15 protein-coding genes and 1 pseudogene are annotated in these 21,651 nt (G+C 75.1%); 7 read left to right on the top strand and 9 right to left on the bottom strand.

The features are described 5' to 3' along the window. Positions 1–147: 147 nt before the first annotated feature. The 3 genes from ACFY4B_RS35985 to ACFY4B_RS35995 all read right to left on the bottom strand — a co-directional run bounded on the left by ACFY4B_RS35985 (position 148) and on the right by ACFY4B_RS35995 (position 4,076). Complete coding sequence (locus ACFY4B_RS35985) at positions 148–879, bottom strand: hypothetical protein (protein WP_387974993.1); 732 nt, start codon at positions 877–879, stop codon at positions 148–150. A gap of 153 nt (positions 880–1,032) precedes the next feature. Further along, entirely contained in the window at positions 1,033–2,454 is a 1,422-nt protein-coding gene (locus tag ACFY4B_RS35990; RefSeq protein ID WP_387974996.1) for a uracil-xanthine permease family protein, read from the bottom strand. A gap of 170 nt (positions 2,455–2,624) precedes the next feature. Then, positions 2,625–4,076 (bottom strand): helix-turn-helix domain-containing protein, encoded by a 1,452-nt coding sequence (locus ACFY4B_RS35995; RefSeq protein WP_387974999.1) that lies wholly within the window; start codon positions 4,074–4,076, stop codon positions 2,625–2,627. A gap of 187 nt (positions 4,077–4,263) precedes the next feature. On the opposite strand from ACFY4B_RS35995, the gene ACFY4B_RS36000 reads away from it, so the two are divergent. The 4 genes from ACFY4B_RS36000 to ACFY4B_RS36015 all read left to right on the top strand — a co-directional run bounded on the left by ACFY4B_RS36000 (position 4,264) and on the right by ACFY4B_RS36015 (position 9,107). After that, the gene (locus ACFY4B_RS36000; RefSeq protein WP_387975002.1) at positions 4,264–5,010 is read left to right on the top strand and encodes a DUF4232 domain-containing protein; all 747 of its coding nucleotides are present in this window, start codon (positions 4,264–4,266) and stop codon (positions 5,008–5,010) included. Positions 5,011–5,158: 148 nt separating this feature from the next. Continuing rightward, positions 5,159–8,176 (top strand): BTAD domain-containing putative transcriptional regulator, encoded by a 3,018-nt coding sequence (locus ACFY4B_RS36005; RefSeq protein WP_387975005.1) that lies wholly within the window; start codon positions 5,159–5,161, stop codon positions 8,174–8,176. A gap of 146 nt (positions 8,177–8,322) precedes the next feature. After that, the gene (locus ACFY4B_RS36010; RefSeq protein ID WP_053112619.1) at positions 8,323–8,808 is read left to right on the top strand and encodes a hypothetical protein; all 486 of its coding nucleotides are present in this window, start codon (positions 8,323–8,325) and stop codon (positions 8,806–8,808) included. After that, positions 8,805–9,107 (top strand): hypothetical protein, encoded by a 303-nt coding sequence (locus ACFY4B_RS36015; protein ID WP_074005344.1) that lies wholly within the window; start codon positions 8,805–8,807, stop codon positions 9,105–9,107. The genes ACFY4B_RS36010 and ACFY4B_RS36015 overlap by 4 nt, the downstream gene beginning before the upstream one ends. A gap of 97 nt (positions 9,108–9,204) precedes the next feature. Here the strand turns inward: ACFY4B_RS36015 and ACFY4B_RS36020 are convergent, their stop codons facing one another. Beyond that, entirely contained in the window at positions 9,205–9,855 is a 651-nt protein-coding gene (locus tag ACFY4B_RS36020) for a CatB-related O-acetyltransferase (RefSeq protein WP_387975193.1), read from the bottom strand. Positions 9,856–10,136: 281 nt separating this feature from the next. Here ACFY4B_RS36020 and ACFY4B_RS36025 point away from each other — a divergent pair, with 281 nt between their 5' ends. The 3 genes from ACFY4B_RS36025 (at position 10,137) to ACFY4B_RS36035 (ending at position 16,110) form a co-directional block, all read left to right on the top strand. After that, positions 10,137–13,256, top strand: a complete 3,120-nt coding sequence (locus ACFY4B_RS36025; RefSeq protein ID WP_387975008.1) for a phosphocholine-specific phospholipase C — start codon at positions 10,137–10,139, stop codon at positions 13,254–13,256. Positions 13,257–13,382: 126 nt separating this feature from the next. Then, on the top strand, positions 13,383–14,717 hold the full coding sequence (locus ACFY4B_RS36030) for a M14 family zinc carboxypeptidase (protein WP_387975011.1): 1,335 nt from the start codon (positions 13,383–13,385) through the stop codon (positions 14,715–14,717). A gap of 193 nt (positions 14,718–14,910) precedes the next feature. Next, positions 14,911–16,110, top strand: coding sequence for an RNA-guided endonuclease InsQ/TnpB family protein (locus ACFY4B_RS36035; RefSeq protein WP_380781268.1), 1,200 nt, complete (start codon positions 14,911–14,913; stop codon positions 16,108–16,110). 76 nt (positions 16,111–16,186) lie between these two features. On the opposite strand, the pseudogene ACFY4B_RS36040 reads toward ACFY4B_RS36035, so the two are convergent. The 5 genes and pseudogenes from ACFY4B_RS36040 to ACFY4B_RS36060 all read right to left on the bottom strand — a co-directional run. Next, positions 16,187–16,879, bottom strand: a pseudogene (locus ACFY4B_RS36040) (MMPL family transporter); the annotation flags it as partial. Between the two features lie 184 nt (positions 16,880–17,063). After that, on the bottom strand, positions 17,064–19,085 hold the full coding sequence (locus ACFY4B_RS36045; RefSeq protein ID WP_387975014.1) for an NHL repeat-containing protein: 2,022 nt from the start codon (positions 19,083–19,085) through the stop codon (positions 17,064–17,066). Positions 19,086–19,229: 144 nt separating this feature from the next. Beyond that, complete coding sequence (locus ACFY4B_RS36050) at positions 19,230–20,249, bottom strand: TIGR03571 family LLM class oxidoreductase (protein WP_387975017.1); 1,020 nt, start codon at positions 20,247–20,249, stop codon at positions 19,230–19,232. 71 nt (positions 20,250–20,320) lie between these two features. Next, entirely contained in the window at positions 20,321–21,157 is an 837-nt protein-coding gene (locus ACFY4B_RS36055; RefSeq protein ID WP_049659329.1) for an aldo/keto reductase, read from the bottom strand. 50 nt (positions 21,158–21,207) lie between these two features. Beyond that, positions 21,208–21,642, bottom strand: coding sequence for a heme-binding protein (locus ACFY4B_RS36060; protein WP_117485024.1), 435 nt, complete (start codon positions 21,640–21,642; stop codon positions 21,208–21,210). Between the last annotated feature and the right edge of the window lie 9 nt (positions 21,643–21,651).

The raw sequence follows: 21,651 nt of genomic DNA on the forward strand, positions 1-21,651 counted from the left end.
CCAGTGCCAGGTACGGGCGGGCAGCAAAGGTTGCCCGGGCGGGCAACGCGCCGGTACGTGCACGAACTCGCCTGCGGGGCAGGTGGCCACGACTCCGCCGGACAGTGGGCCCGGACCGCGTCCGGCGCGGTCCGGGCCCACGGCTGTTCACGAGCCGGCGGTGGCCGCCTCCAGGGTGGTGGCCATCACCGGGCTGGTGAAGGTGTTCGTCGCGTCGCCCGTGGAGGGGTGGTACGAGCCCCACTTGAGGTAGTTCCGGTCGCCGTCCCAGGTGGTGCCCTTGAACGTGCCCGAGCCCGTGGTGAACGTCTGCTTCACGCCGTCGAACCAGAAGTCGATGGTGCCGTCCGTCCGGCCCAGGCGGATCTTCAGCGCGTACGAGTGCCAGGTGTTGTTGGCGGTCTGCGCGGTCCACAGGGAGTGCGCCACGTGGGCGGTGTCCCACTCCTGGAGGCGGACGCGCCCGTTGACGATGTCGATCTCGATCGGGTGGTTGGCGGTGTCGGTGCTCGGCGAGCACTTCAGCTGGAAGACGTACCGGCTGTTGGTGTCCTTGATGTCCACCTTGGACGACCAGCCCAGGTAGAAGGTGTCGCCCTCCTTCAGGTCCGGGCTGAGCGTCTCGCAGCGCTCCTCGCCGGCGGCCTGGAAGGCCCGCCACACGCTGCCCTTGGCGGGGTCCTTCACCACGCCGAAGTTGTTCGCCGCGCACTGGACGGCCTTGAACGAGGACGGGCCCGTGCTGGTGCTCGGCGTCCACAGGACCTTGCCCGCGTCGGCGGCGGGGCTGCTGGCGGAGGCCTGGCCGCAGGTGAGCGCCAGCGTGGCGAGGGCGGCGGCCGCGGCGGCGGCCTTGCGGCGGTGCGTCAGAACGGACATGCCTCTCCCGGGGGGATGAGTGGCCGATACGAGCGAGCAGTGATTCGACCAGCAAACCGCCCCGCCCGACCAGACGAAACGGCCGACGGAAGGTCCTTTTCGGTCACTTCCGCCGGCCGTCCTCCGGGGTGAACCCGGCCCTGCTCCCGTCCGTTACGGGGTGCGCGGTGCCCCGGTGCCCCCGGCGCCCTCAGTGCCTTCCGCGTTCTCGTCGTACGAGGAGGTGCCCTCGTCCAGCAGCGGCTCCTGCGTCTTGAGGTGCGCCGGCGCCAGCGCCCGCAGCGCGTGGTAGCCGGTGATGACGACCAGCGTGCCGAGCGCGATGCCGCTGATGCTGAAGGTGTCGGTGAACTTCAGCGACACGTTGCCGATGCCGATGATGATGCCCGCCGCGGCCGGCACCAGGTTCAGCGGGTTGCGCAGGTCCACCTGGGCCCTGGTCCAGATCTGCGCGCCGAGCAGGCCGATCATGCCGTAGAGGATCACGGTGATGCCGCCGAGCACCCCGCCGGGGATCGCGGCGACGATCGCGCCGAACTTCGGGCACAGGCCGAACAGCAGGGCGAAGCCGGCGGCGCACCAGTAGGCGGCCGTCGAGTAGACCCGGGTGGCGGCCATGACGCCGATGTTCTCCGAGTACGTGGTGTTCGGCGGGCCGCCGACCGCGGTGGAGAGCATGGAGCCGACGCCGTCCGCCGAGATCGCGGTGCCCAGCTTGTCGTCCAGGTTGGAGCCGGTCATCTCGCCGACCGCCTTGACGTGCCCGGCGTTCTCGGCGACCAGCGCGATCACCACGGGCAGCGCCACCAGGATCGCCGACCACTGGAAGGACGGGCCGTGGAAGGTCGGCAGGCCGATCCAGTCCGCCTTGCCGACGCCCGACAGGTCCAGGCGCCAGTGGTCGGTCATGTGCCCGCCGCCGTCCACCGAGTGGATCTTCCCGAAGACCTGGTCGAACAGCCAGGAGATCCCGTACCCGAACAGCAGTCCCAGGAAGATCGCCACCCGCGACCAGAAGCCGCGCAGGCACACCACGGCCAGACCGGTGAACAGCATCACCAGCAGCGCCGTCCACTGGTCCTGCGGCCAGTACGTCGAGGCGGTCACCGGGGCGAGGTTGAAGCCGATCAGCATGACCACCGCGCCGGTGACGATCGGCGGCATCGCGGCGTGGATGATCCGCGCCCCGAACCGCTGGACCGCCACCCCGACCAGGAACAGCACCACGCCCACCACGAACACCGCGCCGGTCACCGTCGCGCTGGTGCCGCCCTGCGCCCGGATCACCGCCGCCACGCCCACGAAGGACAGCGAGCAGCCCAGGTAGCTGGGCACCCGGCCCTTGGTGGCCAGCAGGAAGATCACGGTCGCCACGCCGGACATCATGATCGCGAGGTTCGGGTCGAGCCCCATCAGCACGGGCGCCACGAAGCTCGCCCCGAACATCGCCACCACGTGCTGGGCGCCCAGGCCTACCGTGCGGGGCCAGGAGAGCCGTTCGTCGGGACGGACCACCGCCCCCGGCGCGGGCGTACGCCCGTCGCCGTGCAGCTTCCAGCGCACGCCGAGATCCATGGTGTTTCGCTTTCTCTGTACTTCCGAGGAACTGTCCGCACCATTGTGGTGGCCGCCGGGCGTCCCGGCGATCACCCGGCCCGCGCGTGAGCTGCGCGGACGTGTGGTAACAGCCGTCGGAGTCGGTTCCTCCGCTTGGTCCCGGCCCGCCCGGCTCGGCTTCCGAGGGCTCAGCGCGGCCGGCGCTCCCACTCGCTGCCGCCCAGCGGGTAGTCGTAGCCCGGCCGCCCGGTGGCCCCGCTGGTACGGAACGGCGTGTTGCCCGCGGCGACGCGCACCGTGCCCTTGCGCCCGCCGCTGGACCAGTCCAGGGTCAGCTCCCAGCGCACGTCGTGCGCCCGGGTATGCGCGGTGACGTAGAAGACCTCGGGATCGGACTCGCTGACCTTGCGCGGGAAGGAGCGCTGCCCGCCCCGGGCGGTGACCGTCGGACTGCCGCTGTCCAGGTCGATGTCGAAGGAGGCGCTCTCCACCCCGCCGCCGCAGCCCACCCCCATCGCGTAGTCGTTCCAGGGGAGCGGCACGCCCTTGGTCACGACCCGTACGTGCAGCGCCTCCAGGACGACGGTGTCCTTCCCGGTGCCCTGGACGGTCAGCGCGACCCGCTGCTCCCCGGAGGCGACCGCGCCGTACGCGGCGGCCCAGCGCGGTGCCTCCGGCTCGTTGGCGGGCGGGCCGACCTGCTGGGGCGGGCTGTCGACGAGGAAGTGCTGGTAGCACGGGTTCTCGTAGACGTAGGGGCGGGTCGCGATCCTCAGCGGCGCCGGGTCGGCGGTGGCGGTGGGCGAGGCGCCGGCCGGGGAACCGCCCGGGTCGGCGGTGGCGGCGCCGGCCGGGTCGGAGCTGGTGAGGCCGGAACCGGCCGCGGTGCCGGGAGCGGAGTCGGAGGACGAGGGGGATGCGGAGGGCGCCTGGCCCGCGCCGCCCGGGGGAGTGGACGCGGAGGCGCCCGGCGTCGAGGGCTCGGCACTGCCCGGCTGGCCGGTGTCGGTGGCGGCCGCCTCGGCGGCGCCGGCCGGGCGCTGGTCGGCGGCCGCCTCCGCGCTCCCACCGTGGGCCCCGTTCCCGTGCCCGCCGGAGGGGACGAGGCTGAAGGCCACCGCCCCCAGCACGGCCGCCGCGGTGACGGCGGCCAGCAGCACTCGGCGCCGGCCCCGCCCCGGCGCAGGGCCCCCGGACGGCACGCCGACGGCGACCGGCTCGTCGCCCCCGCCGTCCGGCGGCCCGTCCGGCGTCGGTTCGGACGGCGCCGGCCCGGTGTCCGCCTCCCGTACGGGCTCCGGGACGGGAGCGGGTACGGCCGCAGGTACGGCGGCGGCGGCCGCGGGAGCGGAAGCCCCCGCCTCCTGCCCCGGCCGGGCCCGGCGCGCCCCGTCGGCCAGGATCCAGCGCCGGTGCAGTTCCATCAGCTCCTGCGGCGTCGCCCGGCAGAGCCGCGCCAGGCGGTCCAGCGGCGCGAACTCGGGCGGCACCACGGCGCCGATGCAGTAGCGGTGCAGCGTCGAGGTGCTCAGGTGCAGGCGTTTGGCCAGCGTCCCGTAGCTGAGCCCCGAACGCTCCTTCAGTTCCCCCAGCAGTGCCGCGAGATCGTCCGCCGCCGGGCTCCCCGTCGCGTGCGGCATTCCCATCGTCCAACCCCCATGTCTCATCCCCGTGTTCCAGGGCCCCGGCATCCCCCCTGCTCAGGGCCCCTCCCAGTGTCCCAGCGTCCCTGACCGGCCGTCGACCGTGGCGGCTGGGACGGGCCACCGGGCAGGCTCCGGTCATCCAAGCACCACACCGAACGATCTTCGAAGAGGCCACGCCCACATGCTCGGCATCCGCACCGCCCGTACCTCCCGCACCCGCCTCCTGGCCGCCGTCGCGACCGCCGCGCTCGCCGCGCTCACCCTGACGGCGTGCAACGACGACGCGGGGGACGCGGGCGGCAAGGGGACCTCCGCGAACTCCCCGGCGCCCACCGCCCCGCCCGCCGCGAGCGCCCCCGCCCCAGCGGCCCCCGCCCCCGCACCCGCCACCGGAGCCCCCGCCCAGACCGGCGCCCCGGCCCAGACCGGCTCGCCCGCCTCCGCCAAGCCCTCCGCGAAGGCCCCCGCCGCCCCGAAGCCCCCGAGCCCCGCGGACGGCAAGGCCGTCACCTGCGAGGGTTCCGTCACCAAGACCGTCGCGGCCCCGCTGACCCGCCCGGTCAACCACCTGCTGCTGACCGTCACCAACACCGGCAGCGCCCCCTGCTACCTCTACGGCTACCCGGCCGTGCGCTTCGGCGAGGCCCAGTCGGTGCCGCCGGTCATCGAGGACTCCAAGCCGCAGGCCGTCGTCACGCTCAAGCCCGGCGAGTCCGGCTACGCCTCGGTGAACCTGTCCGCCACCGACGGCAGCGGCGCCCACGGCCGCACCGAGACCTCGCTGGCCGTCTACTTCCACGGCCCCTCCGGCAACGAGAGCGTCGGCGCGGGAAGCAACCCTTCGCTGCCCGCCAAGGGTCTGTACATCGACGACTCGCTCAAGGTGGGCTACTGGCAGCAGTCCATGGACGACGCCGTCACCTCGTAGTCCCCGGACCAGGCGGGGCGGCGGGGCCGGTGCCCGCCGCCCCGCCGCCCGCGGTGCGCTGCCCCGCCCGTTCGTGGGCGACGCTCCGCGACCGACGGATCGCGTGCTGTCATATGCTTGTCATATACATCTGATCCAAGGGGGGTGCGTGGAGTTCCGACTGCTGGGCTCGGTGACCGTGGTGGCCGCGGACGGCCGCGAGCTTCCGGCCGGATCGGCCAAGCGCCGCAGCCTGCTGGCCATGCTCCTGCTGAACCCCGGAGCACCGGTCACGGTCGAGCGGCTCACCGAGACCCTCTGGGACGAGGAACCGCCCCGGCACTCGCGCACCGTCATCCACAACCACGTCTCCGGGCTGCGCTCCCTGCTCACCGCCCACGACGCCCCCGCCGCCGGCGTCGAACTCGTCACCGACAACGGCGCCTACCGGCTGCGGACACCCGACCAGGCCGTGGACACCGTACGGTTCGACCGCCTGGTGGCCCGCGCCCGGTCCCTGGACGACGCCGCCCGGGCCGCCGCCGACCTGCGCGAGGCACTCGCCCTGTGGCGGGGCCCCGCCCTGGCCGGCACCACCGCCGGCCTGCCGCTGCAGTCCGCCGCCCGGGCCCTGGAGGAACGGCGGCTGGCCGCCGTCGAGGACCTGGCCCGCGCCCACGGCCGGCTCGGCGACCACTGCGCGGCCGCCGGCCTGCTGCACACCGAGGCCACCGCCGACCCGCTGCGCGAACCGCTGGTCGCCCACCTCATGCACGCGCTCGGCCGCGCGGGGCGCCGCTCCGAGGCCCTCGACTGGTTCCACCGCACCCGCCGGGCCCTCGCCGAGGAACTCGGCATCGACCCCGGACCGGAACTCACCGACGCCTACGCCCGCCTGCTGCGCACCGACACCCCGCCGAGCCGCCCCGACGCCGCCCCGCGCCCCGCCCTGCCGCCGGGCCGCCCCGACCGGGTGCCGCCCGCCCGCCACCCGAGCGACCAGGAACCGCCGGACCGCCTGGCGTCCGACCGGCAGGCCTTCGACCCCGTGCCGCCCACGCGGGTCCCCACCGTCGGCGGCCTGGCCTCCGTCCCCGACCAGCGGCCCGCACCCGCACCCGCACCCGTACCCGCGCCCGCACCGGTCACCGCCCGCCCCCCGGCAGCACCCGCCGCCACCGCCGCGCAGCACACCCCCTGGCCCTTCCCCCGCCGCCCGCGCGGCTTCGCTGGCCGGGAGGACGAACTGGCCGCGCTCGACCGGGCCACCGCCGCCCCCGGCGCCGTCGCCCTGCTCACCGGCGGCGCCGGCGTCGGCAAGACCACCCTCGCCCTGTCCTGGGCGCACCGCCGCCACCAGGACTTCCCCGACGGCCGGCTCTTCGTCGACCTGTGCGGCCACAGCCCGCTGCCCGAGCGCGACACCGCCGCCGTCCTGCGCGAACTGCTGCTCGCCCTGGGCCTGCCCGTCGAGCGGATGCCCGCCACCGCCGAGGCGATGGGCGCCCGCTACCGCGAACTGACCGCCGGGCGCCGGATGCTGATCGTCCTGGACAACGCCCGCCGCTCCGACCAGGTGCGCCCGCTGCTGCCCGACGGCGACGACTGCGTCACCCTGGTCACCAGCCGCGACCGGCTCGGCGGCCTGGTCGCCTCCGACGCCGCCCGCCCCGTGCCGCTCGCCGAACTCTCCTCCCCGCAGGCCGTCACCCTGCTCGCCGCGACCCTCGGCCCCGACCTGGTCGCCGCCGAACCCGAGGCCGCCGCCCGCCTGGCCGACCTGTGCGACGGCCTGCCGCTGGCCCTGCGGCTGGCCGCCGCCCGCCTGGCCACCGGCCCGGCCCGCGCGCTGGCCGCCCTCGCCGACGAACTCGCCGACGAGCAGGACCGCCTGGACCTCCTCGACGTCGAGGACACCAGCGTCGCCGCCGCGCTCGCCCTGACCGTCCAGCACCTGGGCGAACCCGCCCGCCGGACGTTCCGCAGCCTCGGCGCCCACACCGGCGCCACCCTCGACAGCCGCACCGCCGCCGCCCTGGCCGGCTGCCGCCCCGACGAGGCCGCCGCCGCCCTGGCCCAACTGGCCACCGCCCACCTGATCGTGCAGATCGGCCGGGACGCCTACACCCTGCACGACCTGGTCCGCCTCTACGCCCGCAGCCTGCCCGGCGACACCGACACCCAGGTGCTGCCCCGCCTGCTCGACCACCTGCTCAACACCCTCCTCACCGCCTGCGCCGCCGCCGAACCGGGCAGCGAACCGTGCTGCGCCCTGCCGCCCGGCACCCGACGCCCCGCCGAGGTCCGCCCCTTCCCCGACCGGGCGAGCGCCCTCGCCTGGTACGCCGCCGAACGCGACACCCTGCGCGGCGCCGTCGAGGCGGCCGTCGCCGCCGGACTGCACGACCGCGCCTGGCGCCTGGTGCTGCTCCAGTGGCCGCTGATCGTCTGGCAGGTCCGGGACGGCTGGGCACCGCTGCTCGAACACGGCCTGGCCGCCGCCGAGGCCGACCGCGACCCCGGCGCCCAGTCCCGCGCCCGGGCCCTGCTCGGCTGGGTCCTGCTGGAGGAGGGCCGCCCCGACCAGGCCCTCGACCACCTGGAACGCGCCCCCGACCTCGCCGCCCGGGCCGGCGACGGCTGCGCCCAGGCCGTCGCCCTGGTCAACCACGCCGTCGCGCTCGCCCGCCACGGCGACCACGCCGGCCGGGCCCGGGTGCACGGCCTGCTGCTGAAGGCCCTGTCCCTGGCCGAACGGGCCGGCCGCGCCGACCTCGTCGGCCTCGCCCGCCAGCACCTGGCCCACGAGTGCCTGGCCGCCGGCGCCCACGAGGAGGCCGCCCAGCACGCCGCCCGCGGCCTGGCCGTCGCCGAACCGCCCTTCCCGGTCACCCGCCGGGTGGTCCTGCAGACCCTCTACGGCCGCGCCCTGGCCGCCACCGGCCACCCCGAGGAGGCCGCCCGCCACCTCGGCGCCGCGCTGCGCACCGCCCGCGCCCACCAGTACGGGGAGGGCGAGGCGGAGGCGGGCGCCGCGCTGCGCGCGCTGTCGGACGGCGGCGCCGCCGTGGCCGGCGCCGTCGCGCCCGCCGTCGCGCCGCCCGCCGCCGTCGCGCCCGGCACGGCCGTGCACGCCACCGCGCCCGGCGGCCCGGCGTACGCGCGGCCGTCGACCTACCCGCGCTGACCGGACCCGCGCTGACCCTCCCCACCGCCGGTGTCCCCGCCCCCGCGCAGCACTGGCGGGCCCGCCCGAAGGGAAGGATGGACACAACGGGGGAAGCCCGGGCAGCGGGCGAAGCCGGCACACCACCTGCCCGAGGGGGATGCGCGATGACCACGCCGCCGGAGCCGAACCGTCGGTCCGAACTGCTGGAGCTGTACCTGCTCGCCGTGGAGATGGCCGACCGGGTCTCGGCCCGCCGGGGCAGCGCCAACACCTTCTTCCTGTCCGTGCAGACCGCGCTGGTCACCCTGATCGGCTTCGGCATACCGAAGTTGTCCGAGTCCCCGTGGTGGGTGCCGACCGCCGTCGCGCTGGCCGGCATCACCCTGTCCGGCGCCTGGTGGATGCAGCTGCGCAGCTACCGGGACCTCAACGGCGCCAAGTTCCAGGTCATCAACAGCCTGGAGGAGAAGCTGTCCGCGCGGATCTACACCGACGAGTGGGACGCCCTCAGGAACACCGCGGCGGCCGGCCGGCGCCACCGGCACTACACCGAACTCGGCACCACGGAACGGCTCGTGCCGATGATATTCGCGGCGGCCCATCTGATCCTGCTCACCGGCACGCTCGTCAGCGGCACACTGGCCGTATGAGCCACCTCGACCCCATCGCCGACCTGATCCGCTCCTGCCTGCCCACGGAGGCCAGACCCCCCGAGGGCGCCGACGACCTGTTCCGCCTCTACGCCGTGCTGCTGCAGGCCAAGGGCGAGCAGGTCACCGACGAGGACGTCCACAACGCCTGGACGGCCTGGACCCAGACCACCGACGACACCCACCGGGCCCTGGTGCCCTTCCACGACCTCGACGCCCGCACCCGCGCCCTGGACGCCCCGTACACCCTCGCCATCCGCACCGCCGCCCGCCGGCTCCACCGCCCCGCCACGGCCTGAGGACGGCCGCGGCCCGGGGACGGCCGCAGCCGGGGGACGGCGACGGGCCCGCGGCGGGGGAGCGGCCCCGGACGCGGGCCCGTCGCCGTACGCGGGATCAGGCGCCGGGCGTGCCGGGGGCGGCGGCCGCCAGCTCGTCGACGGTGCCGGACATGACGGTGCGCAGGTGGCGGGTGAGGTGCTCGGCGGGCCAGTGCCACCAGGCGAGGTCCAGCAGGCGGGCGATGTCGGCCTCGTCGTACCGCAGCCGGATCACCTTGGCCGGGTTGCCGCCGGCGACGGCGTAGTCGGGGATGTCGGAGGTGACGACGGATCCGGCGGCGACGACGGCGCCGTGGCCGATGCGCACCCCGGGCATGACGGTGACGCGGTAGCCGAGCCACACGTCGTGGCCGACGACGGTGTCGCCGCGCCCGGGCAGGCCGGTGATCAGGTCGAGGTGCTCGGCCCAGGAGCCGCCCATGATGGGGAAGGGGAAGGTGGAGGGCCCGTCCATCCGGTGGTTGGCGCCGTTCATGACGAACCGCACCCCGGTGGCGAAGGCGCAGAACCTCCCGATGACGAGCTTCTCCGGCCCGTAGTGGTAGAGCACGTTGCGGGTCTGGAAGGCCGTCGGGTCGTCCGGGTCGTCGTAGTACGAGTACTCGCCGACCTCGATCAGCGGCGAGGTGAGCAGCGGCTTGAGGAGCACCACCCGCGGCTGTTCGGGGAAGGGGTGCAGCACGGTCGGGTCGGGCACGGCGGGGATCACCAGGGGGCACCGCTCTCGTGTTGACGGGACATCAGGGGTTCCATGATCCATCGGACGGCGCGGCGGTCCGGCGGGTTTTCCCCGCACCGGCCCCCTTCCTTGATCAAATGACGTCAAGTTGTCTGTACAGCTCGGAGCCTCCTGACGGTCATCGGCCGGTCATCGGACACCACGGCCGCGTCCACTTCGGTCTCGTACACATAACGGGTCCGGTCCGAACCGCGCGGCCGGCCCCCGTACCGAAGACCCGCGGTCCGTCAGCAAGGAGCCCCACCCCCATGAGTCCGAAGCCCGAACTGTCGCGCCGCAGCGTCCTCGGCGGCGCGGCGGCGGCCGCGGTGCTGTCCGCCCTCCCCATCAGCGTCCAGCAGGCCCTCGCCGCACCGGCCCGGCCCGGACGGCTGGCGGACATCCAGCACGTCGTGGTGTTCATGCAGGAGAACCGCGCCTTCGACCACTACTTCGGCACCCTGGCGGGCGTGCGCGGCTTCGGCGACCGCACCGCCGTACGCGGCGTCGACGGCCGCTCGGTGTTCCACCAGCCCGACCCCGGCCGCAAGGAGGGCTACCTGCTGCCCTTCGCGATGAACGCCGCCCACACCAGCGCCTACCAGCAGGGCGCGCCGTCCTTCGGCTACGGCGACTCGATGAGCGCCTGGAACGACGGGCGCGCCGACGGCTCCGTCACCCGCCGCTCCTCCGGCTGGCTCGGCCAGGGCTACTACGAGCCCGCCGACATGCCCTTCTACCACGCCCTCGCCTCGGTGTTCACGGTCTGCGACGCCTACTACTCCTCGACGCAGTGCAACACCAACACCAACCGCGACCACGCGATGACCGGCACCAGCGGCGGCACCGTGCGGGACACCCCGGTGACCGACAACACCGAGATCCCCGGCGGCTACGAGTGGACCACCTACGCCGAGCGCCTGGAGAAGGCCGGCGTCAGCTGGAGGACCTACCAGGCCCTCGACAACTTCGACGACAACGCCCTCGCCTGGTTCACCCCCTTCGTCAAGGCCAAGCCCGGCGAGCCGCTGTACGAGCGCGGCATGCGCGCCGTCGGCGACCCGGCCAAGGCGAAGGACCCGTTCGCCATGGGCGACGCCCTCGTCGAGGCCTTCACCGCCGACGTCCAGGCCGACCGCCTCCCGCAGGTCTCCTGGATCGTCGCCCCCGCCGCCCTGTCCGAGCACGCCAACTACGCGCCGCCGAACGGCGAACACCTCACCGCCCGGCTGCTCTCCGCGCTCGCCGCCAAGCCCGAGGTGTTCCAGAAGACCGTCTTCATCCTCAACTACGACGAGCACGGCGGCTTCTTCGACCACCAGCTGCCGCCCGTCCCGCCGCTGGCCGACGGCCGCGGCAAGTCCAACGTCCCGGTCGACGGCGAGGTCGTCGTCCGCGTCGCCAAGGGCGGCTCCACCTACCACCGGGTGGTCGGCCAGGACGGGAAGTACCGGGTCAAGGCCGCCGACGGCACCCTCGGCTGGTCCGCCACCCTCCCCGCCGGCGAGACCCTGGTCTCCGGCCCCTACCCGATGGGCCTGGGCGTCCGGGTGCCGATGGTCGTCGTCTCCCCGTGGACCCGCGGCGGCGTCGTCGACTCCACCGTCTACGACCACACCTCCGTCCTGCGCTTCCTGGAACAGCGCTTCGGCGTCCAGGAACCCAACATCAGCCCCTGGCGGCGCGCCGTCTGCGGCGACCTCACCAACGTCTTCGACTTCTCCGGCCGCAACCCCGCCTGGCCGCAACTGCCCGACACCAGCGGCAACCGCCGCAAGGTCGACGACACCGGCAAGCTCCCCGCCCCCACCGTGCCCAGCCCGCAGACCTTCCCCCAACAGCAGCGCGGCACCCGCTCCTCCCGCCCCGCCCCCTACAACCTGCTGGTCAAGCCCCGCCTCAAGGGCGACGAACTCACCCTCGACTTCGTCAACCAGGGCCGCCAGGGCGCCGTCTTCGCCGTCTACCCCGCCCCCGGCGAGGCCCCCAAGCACTACACCGTCGCCGCCCGGAGCCGCCTGTCCGACGTCTGGAAGGTCGGCCCGGCCGGCTACGACCTGCGCGTCCACGGCCCCGACGGCGCCCTGTGGCACCTGCGCGGCGACACCGCCTCCGGCTACGAGGTCTCGCTCTCCGAGGAGGGCGGCGGCAAGGTCCTGGAGGTCGACGTCATCAACCGCTCGCGCACCGCCCAGACCTTCCTCGTCGGCGACCTCGCCTACGGCGACGGCCTGCGCGAGGTCCGGGTCGCGGCCGGCGACGACCGCACCGTCAACCTCAAGGTCGGCCCCGAGGGCTGGTACGACGTCGCCGTCGCCGTCCAGGGCGACCTCGCCTTCCGCCGCCGCATCGCCGGCCGCTTCCCCTGGGACGACCGCACCGTCACCGACCCCGCCCTCGGCCTGGCCGACCCGCTCACCGTCGACCTCGCCCTCGGCGCCGCCTCCACCACCATCGACGAACCCGTCCTGCTGCCCGGCCGCCCCGCCACCGTCACCGCCACCCTCACCGCCACCACCGCCCTCACCCGCCTGGAGACCCAGCCGCTGCTCCCGCCCGGCTGGACGGCCACCACCGTCACCGCCGCACCCGACAAGCTCGCCGCCGGCGCCACCGCCACCGCCGTCTGGCAGGTCACCCCGCCCGCCCAACTGCCCGCCGGCGCCACCCACCGCCTGCTGGTCACCGCCCGCGCCCAGGCCGACGGCCGCCTCGCCCTCGCCGACGGCGAACTCGCCGCCCGCCCCGCCCCGGCGATGACCGGCCACCTCCTCGACGAGGACTTCGAATCCCTCGCCGGCGCCCTCAAGCCGGAGTCCGGCCTGCTCGGCTGGACCGCCCAGGCCCCCAAGGGCTGGACGGTCGTCAACGCCCCCGCCATGCCCCAGGGCACCGTCCGCCTCCAGGGCTGGACCTTCCACACCAAGCGCGAATGGGCCGCCCTCGGCGCCCAGGACCGCGGCAACTTCACCCGCGCCCTGGGCGTCGTCGCCGTCGCCGACCCCGACGACTGGGACGACACCGGCTCGCCCTCCCGCAAGGGCGTCTTCGACTCCACCCTGGTCTCGCCCGCCGTCGCCATCCCGGCCGGCACCGACACCCTCCACCTCGCCTTCGACTCCCACTACCGCCAGGAGGCCCCGCAGAAGGCCTCCGTCACCGCCGTCTTCGACAACGGCACCGAGACCCGCCTGCTCGCCTACAGCTCCGACGCCACCGGCAACGACAACGCCGGCAAGGACGTCCAGAACACCCGGATCACCCGCAGCCTCGCCGTCCCCGCCGGAGCCCGCTCGGTGACCCTCAGGTTCCGCATGTACGACGCCGGCAACAACTGGTACTGGGCCGTCGACCACATCCGCCTCGACACCCGCCCCGTCACCGACTGACCCCGCCGGCCCCTCCAGCCCTACCGGGCCCGCCCGAGCCACCGCGCCCGGGCGGGCCCGACCCGTACCGGCGGCCCCGCGTGCCAGGTAGAACTACTGCCACGACCACAGGGGAGGAAACCGAAGGTGACCGACACGACGACCCCGGCCGACCGGGCCGCCAAGCTCCACGACCGCTACCCGAGCCTCGACGAACTCACCGCCACCGCCCACCAGTTGGCCGCCCACCGGCCCGACCGCTGCCGGGTGCGCACCGTCGGCACCTCCCGCGCCGGACGCCCCCTGACCCTGCTGACCGTCGGCCCCGCCCCGCACGGAACCGGCCGCGCCCCGCACAACCTCCTCGTCGTCGCCGGCGCCCACGCCGACGAGTTCGCCGCCCGCGCCGCCGTCGCCGACCTCGCCCACCACGCCCTCACGGCCCAACACCCCGACCTCGCCTGGCACTTCCTGCTCTGCCTCGACCCCGACGGCGCCCACCTCGCCGACGGCAGCCGCCACGCCCGCACCCTGCCCGACTACTTCGCCCACTACTACCGCCCTGCCGCCGAGGAACAGCCCGAATGGGCCCCCGCCGCCGGCGCCGACCTCCCCGAGAGCCGCACCCTCCTCGACCTCATCGACGAACTGCGCCCCACCCTCCAGTTCTCCCTCCACAGCACCGACGTCGGCGGCACCTTCCTCCAGGCCACCAGCGACCCCGCCGCCCTCGCCCACCCCTTCGCCCGCTCCGCCGCCCACCACGGCATCCCCGTCGAGACCGGCAACTTCGACACCTTCCGCCTGCACGAATCCGGCCCCGGCGTCTACCTCATGACCCCCCACCACATCGACCGGCAGGAGACCACCACCGGCGTCCTCACCCCCCACCACGGCGCCGACGAAGCCCGCGCCGGCACCTGGTTCGCCCCCCAGCGCCACGGCGGCCAGACCGTCCTCGTCGAAGTCCCCGCCTTCACCAGCGCCCACCTCGGCGACACCCGCCCCGCCACCGCCGTCCGCCTGTACCTGCGCACCTGCGCCGACCGCCTGCGCCACCGCGGCACACTCCTCACCGCACTCCTCGACGCCGCCCTGCCCTACGTACGAAACCCCGACACCCCCCTGCTGCGCGCCGCCCGCACCCCGCTCACCGCCCTGCGTCAACTCGCCGACGCATGGGACCCGGACGGCCACGGACAGGAGCTCCTACAGACCCCGATCACCCGCGCCCGCCTCACCGGCATCGACCTGTGGGCCCACCGCGTCCCGGTCCGCGCCGCCGCCCTGCTGCGCCGCGCCGTCCGCGTCGCCGGCGCCCCCGCCGCACCCCAGGCCGCCCGCCTCGACCACCTGCTGCGCGACTGGTGCGCCCAGTACCAGCGGACCTTCCAGCCCGTCTGGCTTCCCGTCGCCCGCCAGGCCGCCCACCAGGCCGCCACCGTCCGCGCCGCCGTCGCCCTGCGCCACCCGGCGAGTTAGGCGTTGGTGCCCTCGGTGTCGATGTGCGGCAGCACCCGGTCCAGGAACCGCGGCGTCCACCAGGCCGCCGAGCCCAGCAGCGTCATCACCGCCGGCACCAGCAGTAGCCGAGGTCACGTCGTTGCCCGTCATGCGTGCTGCTGTCAGTGGCATGTGGCATGTTGATGCCGATGCTGAGAGGAGGGTGGGCCGGATGATCCGTGCATACAAGTTCTTGATTCGGCCCACCGTAGGCCAGGCGCAGGCACTGGCCGAGATGCTGCGGGATCACTGCTCGCTGTACAACGGGGCGTTGCAGGAGCGCCGGGACGCCTACCGGCATGTGTCGAAGACGTCGGTCACATATGGGCAGCAGTCCGCACAGCTCAAGGAGATCCGGTCGTTCGACCCGGAATGTCAGGGCCGCTGGTCCTTTTCCTCGCAGCAGGCGACGCTTCGCCGGTTGGACAAGGCGTTCGCAGGCTTCTTCCGGCGGGTCAAGTCCGGTGAGAGGCCTGGCTACCCGCGGTTCCGCGGGGTGGGCCGGTTCGACACGGTGGACTTCCCCAAGGACGGCGACGGCTGCCGCTGGGACTCCACCCCGCACGACCCCGTGACTCGCGTCCGGTTCCAGGGCGTGGGGCACGTCAAGGTCAACCGGCACCGACCGGTAGCCGGCAAGGTCAAGACGGTCTCGGTGAAGCGCGAGGGCCGTAGATGGTTTGTCGTGCTGACCGTCGAACAGACCACACCTGAGCCGTTGCCGAAGACCGGCAGCATGGTCGGCGTCGACATGGGCATAGCCAACTTCCTTGCCGACTCCAATGGCGGGTTCGTGCCCAACCCTCGCCATGGCCGGAAGGCCGGCGCCAAGTTGGAAGCCGCGCAGCAGGCCCTCAGCCGCTGCAAGCGAGGTGGCAACCGCCGTCGAAAGGCCGTCCAACGGGTGGCCGACCTTCACCGCAAAGTTCGCCGCCGGCGACTCGACCACGCCCACAAGACTGCCCTTGACCTGATCAGGGCGCACGACGTCATCGCCCACGAGAACCTGACGATCCGCACCATGGTGCGCACCCCTGCGCCCAAGCCCGACCCCGACCGGCCCGGCGCGTTCCTTCCGAACGGCGCTTCCGCGAAGGCAGGGCTCAACCGCTCGATATCGGATGCCGGTTGGGGGGTGTTCCTGACGATCCTGCACGCCAAGGCTGAGAGCGCCGGACGGGAAGTCATCGCTGTGGACCCCCGCAACACCTCTCGCACATGCCCCCACTGCGGACATGTCGCCAAGGAGAACCGGCCCACTCAGGAAGCCTTCCACTGCGTCGCCTGCGATCATGAGGCCCACGCTGACACGGTAGGAGCCATCAACGTTCTACGGGCCGGGCTGGTCCGTCGCGACGCCCGGAAGGGTTAGCGAGAAGTCCCAGCTTTAGCCGGGGAAGGAGTCACCATCTTGATTACCACGTTTGTTCGTGCTTGCCGACCATGAACGCCGCGACCAGCGCCGTCAGCAGTGGCAGCCCCGCCGCGATCGCACTGCCGAACCCCACCAGCAGCACCACCACCGCCACCGCGAAACCGATCACCTCACTGGACCGGTCGTCCGCCGCCGGCCGGGCCAGCTCGCCCAGCGGACCCCCGTACTCCACCTGCACCCCGGCCGCCCGCAGCGGCGCCACCGCCGCGTCCACCCCCGGCAGGTAGTCCTTGCCCAGCAGCGTCGGATTGGTGTCGAACCGCACGGTCAGGTACCCGGTCAGCCCGTCGGCGGACAGCGGCCCGCCCGGCACCGGACCCTGCCCCGGCGGCGGCAGCGGACTCTGCACCGACAGCACGTGCGGCAGCTGCTGCAGCGCCGCCACCGCCCCGGCGATCTGCGGCTGGAAGCCCGTCAGCTGCGCCGCGTCGTGCAGCACCACCTGGGAACTGGTGCCCGCCGCGGCCGGCTCGTGCGCCTGCAACACGCTCCGGCCCTGCTGCGCCTGGGTGCCGGGCAGCGAGAAGTCGTCCGAGTAGGAGCCGCCGACGGCCCGGTTGGCGGCCTGGACGCCGGCCAGGGCGACGAGCCACAGCAGGACGACGGTCAGCCAGTGGCGCGCGCACCACTCGCCCAGGCGGCGCAGCGCCGAGCGCCGGGCCGGTGGCGCGGCGGCCGAGGGGGCGGGGCGGGCGGACGGCGGCATGGAAGGCTCCCGGGTCTCCTGCACGGCGGTGCGCCGATTCGGCGCAGTGTCCCCGACGGCCCGCGGCCCGCCACCGGTACCGGCGGGTAGTCGCCCCGACGGCCCCGGCGGCCCGGGGCCGACGGCCCCGGCGGCACCGGCCCGTGGGCCCGCGCCGCCGGGCGTAGGGGCGGCCGGTCCCCGGTCAGGGCCGGGCGGCGGCCCCGCCGAGTCCCGGGGCCGGCACGGGCGCGGCGGCGCCGACCAGGACGACGAGTTCGTGGCCGCCGGGGTTGGTCTGCAGGGGCAGGGTGCGCCAGTTGTTGGCGAGCCAGACGTTGCCGGACGGGTCGATCCGCAGGCCGGTGTTGCGTTCCAGCCCGTCGCTCGGGTAGCCGGTGTCGGGCGGGGACAGCGGCTGGCCGGTGGTGAAGCCGGGCGGGCAGGCGGCGAGGTCGACGCCGCACAGCCGGGCGACGCGGTGGCCGCCGAAGTTGGCGATCCAGACGGTGTCCTCGCCGTCGACGGCGACGCCCCAGGGCAGGAACAGGCCGCCGCCGGTGAAGGGTTCGGGGGCCGGGGTGCCGTCGGAGCGGATCAGGGTGACGGAGGCGCCCGGGCGCGGGCCCGTGTCGCCCGCGACGGCGGCGTCCGCGAGGTCCCCGGCGGTGGTGTCGTCGCAGGGCACCGGCAGGATGCCGCTGTTGGCGACCCAGGCGTTGCCCCGGCTGTCGGTGGCGATGCCGAGCGGGCGGCGCAGCCCGCCGCCGGTCACCGTCCGCTCCAGGGTGCCGTCGGGGCCCAGGACCTGCACGCTGTCGCTGCCGTTGCCGCTGACCCACAGCCGCCCCGCCGGGTCGACGGCGGCGCCGAAGGGCTTGTGCAGCGCGGGGGTGGGGACCTCCCGGGCGCGGGTGGCGTCGCCGTCGGGGACGCGGGTCACGCTGTCCGCGCCGCAGCCGGCCGCCCATACGGTGCCGGAGCGGTCGGCGGCCAGGCCCTGGGGCTGGACGATGCCGTCGGCGCGCCAGCCCTCGGGCGGGGAGAGCGGGGTGCCGTCCGGGGCGAACTGCGAGAGGCTGCGCTCCAGCGGGGCCGGGTCGATCGGGCAACCATGGCCCTGGAAGCCGAAGTTGGCGACCCAGGCGGAGCCCCGGGCGTCGACGGTGACGCCGAACCCGGCGCCGTACAGGCCGCCGCCCCGGTAGGGGGCGCCGGGGGCGTCCCGGCCGTCCGGGGTGAACTTCAGGACGGTGTCGCCGCCGCAGACCGGCACGGTGGGGTCGGCGCCGTAGCGGTAGTTGTTGCTGACCCAGGCGTTGCCGTCGGCGTCGAAGGCGATGTTGCCGGGGCCGTCGAGCTCGTGGCCGTTGCCGTCGTAGCGCAGGGCCACGGTCCAGGCCTCGGGGGCGGCGGGCAGGGCGGGCCGGTAGCGGGGGGCGGTGGCGGCGAGGGCGAAGAGCTCGGCGGCGTTGTGGCCCGGGTCGTGGGCGATGTCCACGGCGGCCCGCAGGGTGTCGCGGGGCCGTTCGCGCCCGGGGCGCCGGGCCAGGTCGAGCAGCCGGTCGCAGGAGTCGCCGGTGGCGCCGCCGCCGCCGCTGACGCCGCCGCCGCCGGCGCCGTCGACGCAGGCGGCGAGCAGGTTGGCGAGGGTGTTGAACTCGGCCAGGGTCGAGGTGAGCGCGCCGTTGGGCGGGGCGGCGAGCGGGGCGGCGATGCCTCCGGTGCCGGTGTCGGCCAGGTTGTGGGCGACGGCGGCGGCGTTGCGCAGCCCGGGGTCGGGGCCGGCCACGCCGTCGGGGCCGGTGAAGCGGGCCAGGGCGTAGGCGACGGCCACGGTGGTGCGCTCGTTGACGACGAGTTCGGGCGGCGCCCCGGCCCCGCTCAGGACGGCGGCGAGCACCGCCGGCCCGCCGGCGCCGCGCGCACCCCCGGGCCCGGGCAGGCCGGCCAGCACGTACAGCACGGCGCGCGGGTCCTCGGGGCGGCGGTAGTCCAGGACGAAGCGCCCGTCCCGCGCGCTGCGGGTGCGGGCCAGCACCCGGGGCGCGGCGCCCGCGCCGTCCCCGGCCTGGTAGAGCGTCACCTCGGCGCCGCCCATCGGGGTGTCGCCGCTGCGCACCACCCCGCACTGGCCGGTGGGGGCGGCGGCCGTGGCGTGGGAGGGTCCGGCGGCGAGCTGGGCCAGGAGGGCGGCGGTCAGCAGGACGCCGCGGCGTCGGCGCATGGGGGCTCCGTTTCGGCGGTAGGGGGACGAACGGCGGTTCGTCCCCCTACCTGCCACACCGGCCGGCCGCCCGGGCGCATCCGGCCGCGGGACGCGGCGGAAATTGCCCGGTACGGGCGAGCCGGCGCGGGGCCCGTCCCCGGCTCAGCCGCGCTGCCCGGCCGCCGCGGCGGAGGGGACGGCGGCGGGGGCGGCGAAGCGGGGCAGGACCTCCTCGGCGAGCTCCTGGAGCAGCTCGTCGACGGGGCGGTCGTTGGGGCGCAGGTTGAAGGAGACGTGGGCGACGCCGAGTTCGGCCATCAGCTCCAGGTGCTCGATCAGGGCGGTGCGCCCGGTGCTGAGGCCGAGCCGGATGGGGCGCGGCGCGGCGGCCGGGTCCTCGGCGAGGGTGAGGACCATCGGCGTCAGGTAGGGCTTGTCGCCGGCGAGGTCGCGCCACTGGCGCAGCCGCGTGCGCAGCGCGTCCGGGTCGCGGGGGTAGTTGAGGGAGGCGTCGGCGTGCTCGGCGATCCACTCGGGGCTCTGCTGGGCACCGCCGGCGACGGCGATCGGGATGCCCCCGGGGTGGACGGGCCGGGGCAGGACCTCCAACTGCTGCTCGGCGCCGAGGCCGGCGGCGGGCAGTTCCAGCGGGCCGGGGCGCCAGGCGGCGCGCAGCGTCTCGACGCCGGTGCGGAAGGCGGCGCCGCGGCCGTGGAAGTCGCGGTCGAACAGCGGGTACTCGACGGGGCGGTCGCCGCTGGCCAGGCCGAGCAGCAGGCGCCCGCCGGAGAGCACGTCGACGGTGGCGGCGGCCTTGGCGACGAGCAGCGGCTCGCGCAGCGGCAGGACGACCGCGCCGGTGGCGAGGACCGCGTCGCGGGTGAGGGCGGCGAGGTGGCCGAGGTGGGTGAAGGTCTCGAAGACGCTGCCGGCGTCGCCGAACCGGACGGGGTCGTAGAGCGGGACGTCGCGCACCCACAGGGCGGCGAAGCCGAGGCGGTCGGCGAGGGCGGCGAGGCGGGCGTGCCCGGCGAGGTCGGGGACGCCGAAGGGGCGGCCGGCCGCGCGGTCGGCCCGGCCGCGGTCCTGGCCCCAGTCGTTGTCCAGGGGCAGTTCCAGGCCGATGGTCAGCCGGCCGTCGGCGGGGGCCAGTCGGGCGAGTGCGGGGTGGGACGGGGCCATGGCGGGTCCTTCACAAAAGATCCCGTCCCGGGCGGCGGTGCGACCGCCCGGGACGGGAGAGTGGGGCGGGGTCAGCTCGCGTTGAACTGGTCCGGGTGCGGGCCGGTGCGCAGGTCGCGGTCGCCGGCGGCGATCGCGGCCATGTCCTGCGCGGTCAGCTCGAAGTCGAAGACGTCGAGGTTCTGGCGGATGCGGGCCGGGGTGACGGACTTGGGGATGACGATGTTGCCGAGCTGCAGGTGCCAGCGCAGGACGACCTGGGCGGGGGACTTGCCGGTGCGGGCGGCGATCGCGGTGATCGCCGGGTCGTCCAGGACGGCGCCCTGGGCGAGCGGGCTCCAGGCCTCGGTGGCGATGCCGTGCTCGGCGTGGAAGGCGCGCAGCTCGGCCTGCTGGAGGCCGGGGTGCAGCTCGACCTGGTTGACGGCGGGCACCAGCGCGCTGGTGTCCAGCAGGCGCTGGAGGTGGGCGGGCTGGAAGTTGGACACGCCGGCGGCGCGGATGCGGCCCTCCTCGACGAGGCGCTCCAGGGCGCGCCAGGTGTCGAGGTAGAGGTCGCGGGCCGGGGTGGGCCAGTGGATGAGGTAGAGGTCGACGTGGTCCAGGCCGAGCTTGGCGAGGCTGGCGTCGAAGGCGCGCAGGGTGGCGTCGTAGCCCTGGTCGGCGTTCCACAGCTTGGTGGTGACGAACAGGTCCTCGCGGGCCACGCCGGAGGCGGCCAGGGCGCGGCCGACGCCGGTCTCGTTGCCGTAGATGGCGGCGGTGTCGATGCTGCGGTAGCCGGCCTCCAGGGCGGCGGCGACGGCGGCGGTGGTCTGGTCGTCGGGGACCTGGAAGACGCCGAAGCCGAGCTGGGGGATCTCGACGCCGTTGTTCAGCTTCACGGTGGGGACGGTGGGGGTGGTCATGCGCTGGTCTCCTTCGGAGGGTGTGGTCGGTGGGGTGGGGCGGAGGGTGCTCACCGGGCGAGCCGGGCGAGCCGGTCGAGGGCGGCGGCGGCGAAGGAGTGGTCCTGCGCCGGGGCGCCGCCGCCGACGCCGAGGGCGCCGACCAGCCGGCCGTCGCGGTGGACGGGGATGCCGCCGGCGATGAACAGCAGCGGGCGGTCCAGCGCGGTGGGCAGGGTGTGGAACGGCCCGTCGGGCTTGACCAGGTCGACCAGGTCGGCGGTGGGGGCGTTCAGCTGGAGGGCGGTGTAGGCCTTGCGGGTGCTGGTCTCGCCGGAGATCAGCACGGCGCGGTCGTCGCGGCGGAAGGCGAGCAGGTGGCCGCCGGCGTCCAGGACGGTGACGCTGACCGGCACGCCCGCGGCCTCGGCGGCGCTGCGGGCCGCGTCGACCAGGAGCTCGGCGTCGGCGGTGGTCAGCGGGGCGACTGCGGTGGTGGTGCTCATGGTGGTGCT

This window comes from Kitasatospora sp. NPDC001261, assembly GCF_042896795.1.
In the GTDB taxonomy this organism is placed as follows: domain Bacteria; phylum Actinomycetota; class Actinomycetes; order Streptomycetales; family Streptomycetaceae; genus Kitasatospora.